The sequence below is a fragment of the Acidovorax sp. CF316 genome, from assembly GCF_000276605.1.
Lineage (GTDB): Bacteria > Pseudomonadota > Gammaproteobacteria > Burkholderiales > Burkholderiaceae_C > Acidovorax.
The window spans coordinates 37188-46765 of record NZ_AKJX01000173.1; the positions used below are offsets into that span (position 1 = coordinate 37188).

The window sequence follows — 9578 nt, forward strand, 5'->3', positions numbered from 1 at the left end:
CAACTTCCACGCCATGCCCATCCGCCACCTCGCCTTCCTGTCGCCGGGTAATTTCCCTGACACCGATCCCTTCGACGGGCTGGAGCACACGCTGCAGCTGTTCGCCTATGGCGAGGCCCTGGGGTTCGACAGCGCCTGGGTGCGCCAACGCCACCTGGAGCGCGGGGTGTCCTCGGCCGCGACCTTCCTGGCCGCTGCGAGCCAGCGCACGCTGCGCATCGGCCTGGGAACGGCCGTGGTGCAGATGGGCTACGAGAATCCGTTTCGCCTGGCCGAGGACCTGGCCACGGTGGATGTACTCGCGCGTGGGCGCCTGCACGTGGGCCTGAGTGCCGGGGCGCCGCCCTTTGGCGCATTGCTGGGCGAGCGCCTGTTCGATGGCGATGCGGGCAGCATCGATTTCTCGCACGCCCGCGTGGAGCGCCTGCGGCGCAACCTGCAGGGCGACCTGCTGGGTGACGAGGAGACCTTTGTCGAAAGCCCCGCAGGCCGCCAGCGGCCACGCCTGCAGCCGTACGCGCCGGGCCTGGCGCAGCGCCTGTGGTACGGCGGGGGCTCGCTGCGCTCGGCGCAGTGGGCGGGCGAGCAGGGCTACCACCTGCTCATCGGCAACATCAACCGGGGCGAGCAGACCGACCATTTCTTCGAGGCGCAGCGCACCCAGCTCGACCTGTTCCATGCCCGCTGGCGCGCGCAGCAGCCGCCGGGCAGCGTGCCGCGCGTGGCGCTGGGGCGGGTGATCGTGCCGCTGGACGGGGCCGATGCCTCCACCCGCGCGCGCTACCTGGCCTGGGCGGCCACGCGGCAGGCGCGCACCCTGGCGCCGCAGGGCGAGCGGCGCACGCTGTTCGCGCGCGACCTGGTGGGCCACAGCGAGCAGATCCTGCAGTGGCTGCGCGAGGACCCGATCCTGCCCCTGGTGCAGGAGTTGCGGCTGGAGCTGCCCTACGACTTCGCGCCCGAGGAATACCGCCAGATCCTGGAGGACACAGCCCGGCTGATCGCGCCGGAGCTGGGGTGGCGGGCAGGGGCCACGCAGGCCACAGCGGCCGGAGTGGGTGATACCTGGGTTGCTTAGAACCTGAACAGGTTGTTGGGCCCTGCGCGGGCGGTGCCTCAGCGCTTGGTGTCGCTGTTGGCGGGTGCCGCCGCGTTCTCGGCCCGCGCCATGGCCGCCAGCAGCTCGGGGAAGATCTCTGTGCGGATCGTCTGCTGCAGGCGGGCGCTCAGGGCGTCGCTGGCGGCCAGTGCCTTGGCGCGCTGCGCCTTGCGAGCGGGGCTGCGTTCGCTGGCCAGCAGCACGCGCAGTTCCTCGGGTGCCAGGTGCGCACGCAGGGGCTGCACGATCAGGGGCAGCACGGTATCGAAGCGGATCTCCGCGCGCATGCGCTGCGAGATGTTGGCAAACCACTGCTTCTGCTGCTTGCTGGGGGCTCCGGATTGCACCAGCCCGGTTTGCGCACGCATGGCGGACTCCAGACGCTGCATGCGCGCGTTGAACTCGTCCTGCATCAGCAACCGGACCAGGTCGGCGGCGAGGCCATCGTGGGCATCCGCGGCGGTCCAGGCCGTTGGCTTGGGCGGCTTGGGGCCCTTGGCGCGGCCCTGGTCGTCGCTGGAATCGAAGAGGGCGTCCACGCGCTCGTCCATGAATTTCGCCAGTGCGAGGGTGGCCTCGATCATGGCGGGCTGCAGCTTGTTCAGGTGCAATTGGCCCGGTGCCGTGCCATAGAAGGCCAGCAAGGCCTGCGCATCGGCTTCGGTGTACTGGGTCTGGTACACCTCGGTGACCAGGGGGCGCAGCTTCTGCCACGCGAAGTGCTGCTGCATCACGGGCTGCGCCGTGGCATAGGCCTTGCGCTTGCGCTCCTGCTCCGCCGGGTCGGCGATGCTGGCAATGGCATCCAGCTGCGCCTGGTCCACGGCCTGCATGATCTGGCGCATGCGTTCGGGCATCTGCTCGGCATCGAACAAGGCGTGCAGCGTGGCCTCACTCGCGTTGGCTGCTCCTGCTGCTGCGGTGGCCTTGGGCGCGGCATGGGCCGTGCCCGGGCCGCCTGCGGGCGGCACCAGGGTGGCAAGGGCGAGGAGCAGCGCCGTGGCCAGCAGGGCGGCGCGTGCGTTGCGGGGGTGGGGCGGCTGGGCGGCGGTGGAATGCATGGGGTCAGGTCTGTTGACAATGGCCGCCATGGTAGCGGCATCCATAGCCCACTGAAACCGAGAAATCGGCTGTGCGTGAGGGCCTGGCAGGGCCACAATCCAAGCGGCGGGCGCAGCCGAGTTGCACACCCGGCGAGCATGGCAACGGCGAGTGCGGCCCTGCCAGACCCTCACCCTTCGGGCCGGGGTGGCCGCGGGCGCATCGCGGCGTTGCGGGCTTTGCCAAGGCGGCCAGCCTTGGCTGCAGCCCGCGCCTTGCGCTGCATCCCGCTGCCACCCCGGCGCACAGCCGATTTCTCGGTTTCAGTGGACTACCGCGCCGCCGCCACCTCGCGCCCCAGCTCGATCACGGCCATGGCGTAGTAGCTCGACCAGTTGTAGCGGGTGATGGCATAGAAGTTCTCCGTGCCCGCCACATAGGTCGGAGCGTCGCCGCCGTTCTGCAGCTCCACCAGCGCCAGCGGGCCCGTGTGCTGCGCGCCTGCGGCGTCGAGCACCGCGCCCTTGGCCTGCATGCTGGCGGCGCTGAAGGTGGGCAGGATGTCCGGTGCCAGCAAGGTGTCGAGCTGCAGCCGTGCGGTGTCGAACTGCACGCCAAAGTGCGTGGGCATGCCGGTGGTCCAGTTGTGGCCCTTGAAGTAGTTGGCCACCGAGCCGATGGCGTCCACCGGGCTCCTGAACAGGTCGATGCGGCCGTCGCCATCGAAGTCCACCGCATAGCGCACCCAGCTCGAAGGCATGAACTGGCCCAGGCCCATGGCGCCGGCGTAGCTGCCGCGCGGCTCGAAGGGGTCGATGTTGCTGCGGTTGGCGAGGCTCAGGAACTGCTCGAGCTCGCGCTGGAAGAACTCGCGGCGCTCCTTGGCGCGCGGGTGGGCATTCGGAAAGTCGAACGACAGCGTGGCCAGCGCGTCCATCACGCGGAAGTTGCCCATCTGCTGGCCGTAGATGGTCTCCACGCCGATGATGCCGACGATGATCTCCACCGGCACGCCGTATTCGGCCTCGGCGCGTTCCAGGGCCTCGCGGTGCTCCTGCCAGAAGCGCACCCCGGCGCGGATGCGCACCGGGTCGATGAAGCGGCTGCGGTACACGCGCCAGTTCTTGGGCGTGCCCACGGGCGGTGGCAGCATCAGGCGCGGCACCTGGGACAGCAGGCGCGCCTGGCCGATGGCCTGGCGCACCCATTCGCGGTCCAGGCCGCGCCGCGCGGCCAGGTCGTCGGCAAAGGCCATGGCATCGGCACGGCCCGCATAGGGCGCGCCGCCCTGTACGGTGGAGCTCGCGGCGGTGGTTTTCTGCTTGGGGGGCTTGGAGGGGCTGGCAAGGGCTGGCAGGGCACAGGCCGCCGCCACACAGGCGACGGCAACGGATTTCAGGAGGCGCATGTCGTTCGGGTCATCGGCCCCGTGCGGACGGGGGCCAGGGCAGGGTGTTGAATTCGCGGCGCAGGGCGCCGAACTGCTGGGCAGGTAGAGGGGCATAGCGTACCTGTTCCAGCCGCAGCAGCCAGGCCGCCACGCCGCTGGCGCTGTCACCGAAGTGCGCGGTCACCTGCTGGGCCATGGAACGCGGTGGCAGGGTCTCGGGCAGCACCAGGCCAGCCTTGGCCAGGCGCTGGCGCACGCGGGCCAGCAGGCGCAGCCAGGGGTCGTGCTGGCTGCGTTCCCACAGCGTCCACAGGCCACCGCCGCTGGCAGCGATCACGATGAGGGCGCCGAGCACGGTGGTCAGGTCCTGCCAACTCGGCGATTCGAATCCCAGGGCCTTGAGCAGGTCGAACTGGCGGCTCTGGCTGTAGTTGAGCACCCACTGGCTCCAGCTGTTGTTCACGGCCTCCCAGACGGCGCGCAAGGATTGCACCATTCCGGGGCTGATGGTTCCCATGGCGCTGGCAAATGCGCCCTCGGGCGCCCGCAGCCGCTGGAACTGGCCCACGCGGCCTGGTGAAACAGCGCCCGTGGGGTCCACGCGCACCCAGCCGCGGCCTTCCATCCAGACCTCGGCCCAGGCGTGGGCATCGGCGTTGCGCACGGTCCAGTAGCCATCCACGGGGTTGCGCTCGCCCCCCTGGTAGCCGGTGACGATGCGTGCCGGCACATCCAGCGCGCGCATCAGGATAACGAAGGCCGAGGAGATGTGCTCGCAGAAGCCTTCCTTGCGGTCGAACCAGAACTCATCGGCCGTGTGCTCGCCGAAGACACCCGGCTCCAGCGAGTAGCTGTAGCCGCCCGTGCGCAGGCGCTGCAGCACGGCATTCACCAGTGCTTGGGTGCCGGCCCCGGCCAGCGCGGGGTCGGCCTTCATCTGTTCGGCCAGGGCCAGGGTGCGCGGGTTGAAGCCGGGCGGCAGCTCGGTGTGCACGCGCAACTGGCGCACGGATTGCTGCGGGCCATGGCGGAATTCGGGGTAGCTCACTGCCTGGTAGCGCAGCACCTCGGTGATGGGGCGCGTGGTCATCCACTGCAGGTCCTGCGTCATGTAGGCCTGCATGTTGGGCAACTGGGGGGCTTCGGGCGTGGCTTCCAGCACCATCAGCCAGGGCTGGCGTTGCGGCTCCAGGGTGACTTCGTAGCGCACGGCCTGGCCGCGGGTCTGCAGATTGGCAGGCACCGCCACGCGCGCCGCCCAGGCACTGTCCTCGCGGAAGGGCTCGGCCTGCCATTGCCGGCCGTCAAAGGCGGCCATGACCGGCCCGCGGAAATACAGCATGGACTGCGGGGGGATGTCAGTGGGCGCACCCTCGAAGCGCAGGCGCATCGCCACCCGCTCATCGAGCGCAATCTCCGCCATGTCGCCGATCTTCATCGTGCCCGAGAGGCCGCTGCGCCCCGTGAGGTTGTCGCTGGGCATGCCCCACAGCGGCGACATGCGCGGAAACAGCATGAACAGCGCCACCATGATGGGCGCGCCCAGCAGGGCCATGGTGCCGGCCATGCGGAAGGTCTGCGCCAGCGGCGGGCGCCCCACCGGCATGTGGGCATTGACCAGGGCCGTGAGCAGGCCCAGCAGCGCCACCAGCATGGCGGCGGCCGTGAGCAGCGACTGCGAGAAGAAGAAGTTGCTGAGCATCGTGAAGAAGCCCAGGAAGAAGATCACCATGGCGTCGCGGCGCGCGCGCAGCTCCAGGGTCTTGAAGGCCAGCATCATCACCATGAGGGTGACGCCGGCATCGCGCCCGAGGATGGTGCGGTGCGTGAGCAGCGTGCCCCCCACGGCCACGATGACCAGCACCGTGAGCAGCCAGCGCCCGGGCAGGGGGCGCGCCGTCCAGGCCATCCAGCCGCGCCACAACAGCATGCCAAAGGCCATGGCGCTGGCCCAGCCGGGCAGGTTGGCCACCTGGGGCGCGATCACCCAGGCCGTGGCGAACAGCAGGAACAGTGTGTCCCGCGCGTCGCGTGGCAGGGTGGCGAGGGTCTGGCGCAGGCTCATGGAGCGTCGGTCTTCCGCGAAAAAGGAGGCAAGGGGCAATGCCTTTGGAGGGCTGGTTGCCGGCAGAAGTTCAGCACAGCGCCAGCGCTTCCAGGCAGCGGCGGCGGTGGGCGGTGCCCGTGTCGGGCGCGATCTCCACGCCCGGCAGGCGCAGGCCGTAGTCCAGGCCCAGCCGGTCGGCCTGCAGCACCCAGGCCGCCAGGCGCGAGATACGGGCCTCGGGGTCGGGCAGGGCGGCCAGGGCCGGGTCCAGCCAGAGTTCGTGGCGCTGCGCCTGCTGGGAGTCGCGGCTCACCAGGTCGTCGGTTCCAGTGCCCAGCGTCTTGGCCGCCTTCTTCCAGACCACGAGCTTGAGCGGGTCGCCGCGCCGGTAGGCGCGCACACCGTCGAACTCGCCAATGCCCTGCGAAGGGGCGCTGCCCGTGCCGGCGCCGCGCGGCTCGCCGGGGGGCAGCGGCGGTGGGGGCAGCTCGGGCGCCGGGTACACCAGCACCTGGGCCGCCGGGCGCCAATAGGTCCAGACGCGGAAGGTGCCCAGCGGAAATCGCGTCTCGGCCGTGAGCACGGGCACGCGGTGCAGGCCCCGACGCGGGGGCGAAAAGGCCACGTGCACGGTGGAACGTCCCTGTGCGGGCACATCAGTCCAGGCCCAGTGGTGCGCCTCGCCGCCGCTGCCATGCACGGCCAGGCCGATGCCATAGCGCGGCGTCTTGCGTTCGCTGGACACCTGGACCTCCACGGTGGCGCTGGTTCCCATGAAGTGCGGCTCGGGCGCCTTGAGGTGCAGCGTGATGCCGCGCAGCGTGGCGTGGCAGATGTGCATGCCGATCACCGCGCTGCCGGCCAGCAAAAAGGTCAGCAGATAGCCCAGGTTGAGCTGGTAGTTGATGGAGGCGATCAGCAGGATCAGCAGCGTCAGCGCCAGCATCCAACCCGCGCCGGTGGGCAGGATGTAGACATTGCGCTGCGTCAGCGTGAGCGTGTCGCTCAGCGGCCGGCGCACCATCCACCAGGCCTCGAAGCGCTTGCGCACGCGCGTGAGCGGGTTGAGCGTCGCCAGGGCAGCGCGCAGCCGGCCGGCCGGTACGGCAGCTGCCGCGGGCGATGGGGTGGCGGACATTTCCCTCGTGCTCAAGGAAGAGGCACGGACTCGACCATGGCCCGCACCTGCTCCACCGCGCCGCGGCCGGCATCGCCGACCGGCACCAGGCGGTGGGCAATGGTCTGGGGCAGGATGGCCTGCACGTCGTCGGGCGCCACATAGTCGCGCCCGCTGATGAGCGCCTGCGCCTTGGCCGCGCGCACCAGGGCAATGCCGGCGCGTGGCGACAGGCCCTGCAGGAACCAGCGGCCCGAGCGCGTGGCGGCGATCAGGTCCTGCACATAGTTGAGCAACGGATCGGCCGTGTGCACGGCCTGCACCTCGCGCTGCAGCTCGGCCAGTTCTTCATCCGACAGCAGGGGCAGCATGGTATCCACCATGTCGCGCCGGTCGGCACCGGCCAGCAGCACGCGCTCGGCCGCGCGGTCGGGGTAGCCGATGGAGATGCGCATCAGAAAGCGGTCCAGCTGCGACTCGGGCAGTGCAAAGGTGCCCAGCTGGTCGTGCGGGTTCTGTGTGGCGATCACGAAGAAGGGGTGGGGCAGGGCGCGCGTCTCGCCTTCTACCGACACCTGCTTTTCCTCCATGGCCTCGAGCAGCGCGCTCTGCGTCTTGGGGCTGGCGCGGTTGATTTCGTCGGCCAGCAGCACCTGGGCAAACACCGGCCCGGGGTGGAACACGAAGGCTTCCTTGCCGCGCTCATAGACCGACACCCCGGTCAGGTCGCTAGGCATCAGGTCGGCCGTGAACTGCACGCGCGAGAACTGCAGCCCGAAGGTGCGCGACAGGGCGTGCGCCAAAGTGGTCTTGCCCACGCCCGGAACGTCCTCGATCAGCAGGTGGCCGCCAGCCAGCAGGCAGGCCACGCAGTCCTGTACCTGGGCCTTTTTGCCCACGATCACCGTGTTAAGCTGGTCCAGAAGCGATTTGATCTTGTGCTGTGCATTCATAGTCATGGCGCGACGTTATCCTAAAAGTATGAGACACGGGGATTGACTGTGAGCAAAACGGGCTATTTCACCCACCGCGATTGCTGGAAGCATGAAATGGGGCCCGGGCACCCCGAATGCCCCGAGCGGCTCGACGCCATCGAGGACCGGCTGCTGATCACCGGCGTGGGCGATGCCCTGGACCGCCGCGAGGCGCCCGAGGCATCCCTGGCCGACATCGAGCTGGCCCACGACCGCCTGCACGTGGCCGCCATGCGCGGCCTGTCCGACCGGCTCAACGAGGAGATCCTGGCCGGCGGCCCGAGCTACTCGCAGCTCGACCCCGACACCTCCATCAACGCCCACACCTGGAAGGCCTCGCTGCGCGCCGCCGGGGCCGCCCTGGCCGCTACCGATGCGGTGATGGCCGGCGAGCTGGAGAACGCCTTTTGCGCCGTGCGCCCGCCAGGCCACCACGCCACGCGCAGCAAGGCCATGGGGTTCTGCTTCTTCAACAACGTGGCCGTGGCCGCCAAGTACGCGTTGCAGCGCTACAACCTGCAGCGCGTGGCGGTGGTTGATTTCGACGTGCACCACGGCAATGGCACCGAGGACATCCTGGCCAATGACCCACGGGCGCTGATGGTCAGCATTTTTCAGCACCCGTTCTACCCCTACAGTGGCGACCAGGACCCGGCCCCCAACATGGTCAACGTGCCGGTGCCCGCCTACACGCGCGGCATGGACATCCGCGAGATCATCGAGATGATGTGGATCCCCCGGCTCGAGGCCTTCAAGCCCGAGATGGTCTTCGTGAGCGCCGGATTCGACGGCCACCGCGAGGACGACATGGGGCAGCTGGGCCTGACCGAGTCCGACTATGCCTGGATCACCCAGCGTGTGAAGGACATCGCGCGGCGTTACTCCAAGGGGCGCATCGTGTCCTGCCTGGAAGGCGGTTATGTGATGGGGCCACTGGCCCGCAGCGTGGAAGCCCACCTGCGCGTGCTGGCCGATCTGTGATTTTTGGGACTGCAACGACATGACGGAATCCGAACACCAGCCCCTGCGCATTGCACGCGACGCGCGCGGCGTGGTGACCCTGACCCTGAACGACCCCGCGCGCTTCAACGCCCTGGGCGGGGAGATGCTCACGGCCCTGCAGCAGGCGCTCGACGCCGTGGCCCGCGACGAGGCGGCGCGTGTGGTGGTGCTGGCGGCCGAGGGCAAGGCCTTTTGCGCCGGCCATAACCTCAAGGACATGGCGGCCCACCCCGACCTGGCCTGGTACCAGCAGCTCTTCGCACAGTGCAGCCGCATGATGCTCACCATCCACAAGCTGCCCGTGCCGGTGATCGCGCGCGTGCAGGGCATGGCCACGGCGGCAGGGTGCCAACTGGTGGCCCAGTGCGACCTGGCAGTGGCGGTGGACAGCGCGACCTTTGCGACCAGCGGGATCCACTACGGCCTGTTCTGCGCCACGCCCAGCGTGCCGCTGGTGCGCAATGTGCCAGCCAAGCGGGCGATGGAGATGCTGTTGACGGGGGACTTCATCGATGCGGCCACTGCGTTGGAGCAGGGGCTGGTGAATCGGGTGGTTTCTGCCGTTGAGTTGGATGCGGAGGTTGAAAAGCTCGTGGCGTCCATCCTGCAGAAGCCGCGCGTGGCGGTGGCCATGGGCAAGGCGCTGGTGTACCAGCAGCGGGAGCTGGGGATGGATGCGGCTTACCAGTTGGCTGGGCAGGCCATGGCGGTGAACATGATGGATGGGGCTGCTCAGGAAGGGGCCCGGGCTTTTGTCGAGAAGCGGGCTCCGGCCTGGAAATGATGGTCGACCGACATGGGTTGTTATTGCTTCAGTTCCTTTGCTGAAGGCGGAGGCCGGGTCTCGGCCCGGCGGCCGAGGTACTTGTTCTTTGCTTCGCCAAAGAAAAGTACCCAAAAGAAAGGCG

The 9578-nt window shown here is 69.2% G+C and carries 8 protein-coding genes; 3 read left to right on the forward strand and 5 right to left on the reverse strand.

The genetic code is table 11. From position 1 onward, the window contains the following. The first annotated feature begins 13 nt into the window (after nt 1-13). Nucleotides 14-1078 carry an LLM class flavin-dependent oxidoreductase gene (locus PMI14_RS22290; protein WP_007857660.1) on the forward strand — a complete coding sequence of 355 codons (1065 nt, stop codon included), beginning with the start codon at nt 14-16 and terminating at the stop codon, nt 1076-1078. 38 nt (nt 1079-1116) lie between these two features. Here the strand turns inward: PMI14_RS22290 and PMI14_RS22295 are convergent, their stop codons facing one another. The 5 genes from PMI14_RS22295 to PMI14_RS22315 form a co-directional block, all read right to left on the reverse strand. Continuing rightward, nucleotides 1117-2160 carry a DUF2059 domain-containing protein gene (locus tag PMI14_RS22295; RefSeq protein WP_157405905.1) on the reverse strand — a complete coding sequence of 348 codons (1044 nt, stop codon included), beginning with the start codon at nt 2158-2160 and terminating at the stop codon, nt 1117-1119. A gap of 311 nt (nt 2161-2471) precedes the next feature. Further along, on the reverse strand, nt 2472-3548 hold the full coding sequence (mltB, locus tag PMI14_RS22300; protein ID WP_007857663.1) for a lytic murein transglycosylase B: 1077 nt from the start codon (nt 3546-3548) through the stop codon (nt 2472-2474). Nucleotides 3549-3558: 10 nt separating this feature from the next. Next, nucleotides 3559-5595 (reverse strand): DUF3488 and transglutaminase-like domain-containing protein, encoded by a 2037-nt coding sequence (locus tag PMI14_RS22305; protein WP_007857665.1) that lies wholly within the window; start codon nt 5593-5595, stop codon nt 3559-3561. A gap of 70 nt (nt 5596-5665) precedes the next feature. Next, a complete protein-coding gene (locus PMI14_RS22310) occupies nt 5666-6715 on the reverse strand; it encodes a DUF58 domain-containing protein (RefSeq protein WP_007857666.1) in 1050 nt (349 codons plus the stop codon). A gap of 11 nt (nt 6716-6726) precedes the next feature. Then, entirely contained in the window at nt 6727-7647 is a 921-nt protein-coding gene (locus PMI14_RS22315) for a MoxR family ATPase (RefSeq protein ID WP_035205112.1), read from the reverse strand. A gap of 48 nt (nt 7648-7695) precedes the next feature. On the opposite strand from PMI14_RS22315, the gene PMI14_RS22320 reads away from it, so the two are divergent. After that, nucleotides 7696-8649 (forward strand): histone deacetylase family protein, encoded by a 954-nt coding sequence (locus tag PMI14_RS22320; RefSeq protein WP_035205114.1) that lies wholly within the window; start codon nt 7696-7698, stop codon nt 8647-8649. A 19-nt stretch (nt 8650-8668) separates the two neighbouring features. Next, a complete protein-coding gene (locus PMI14_RS22325) occupies nt 8669-9454 on the forward strand; it encodes an enoyl-CoA hydratase (RefSeq protein WP_007857669.1) in 786 nt (261 codons plus the stop codon). The last annotated feature ends 124 nt before the right edge of the window (nt 9455-9578 follow it).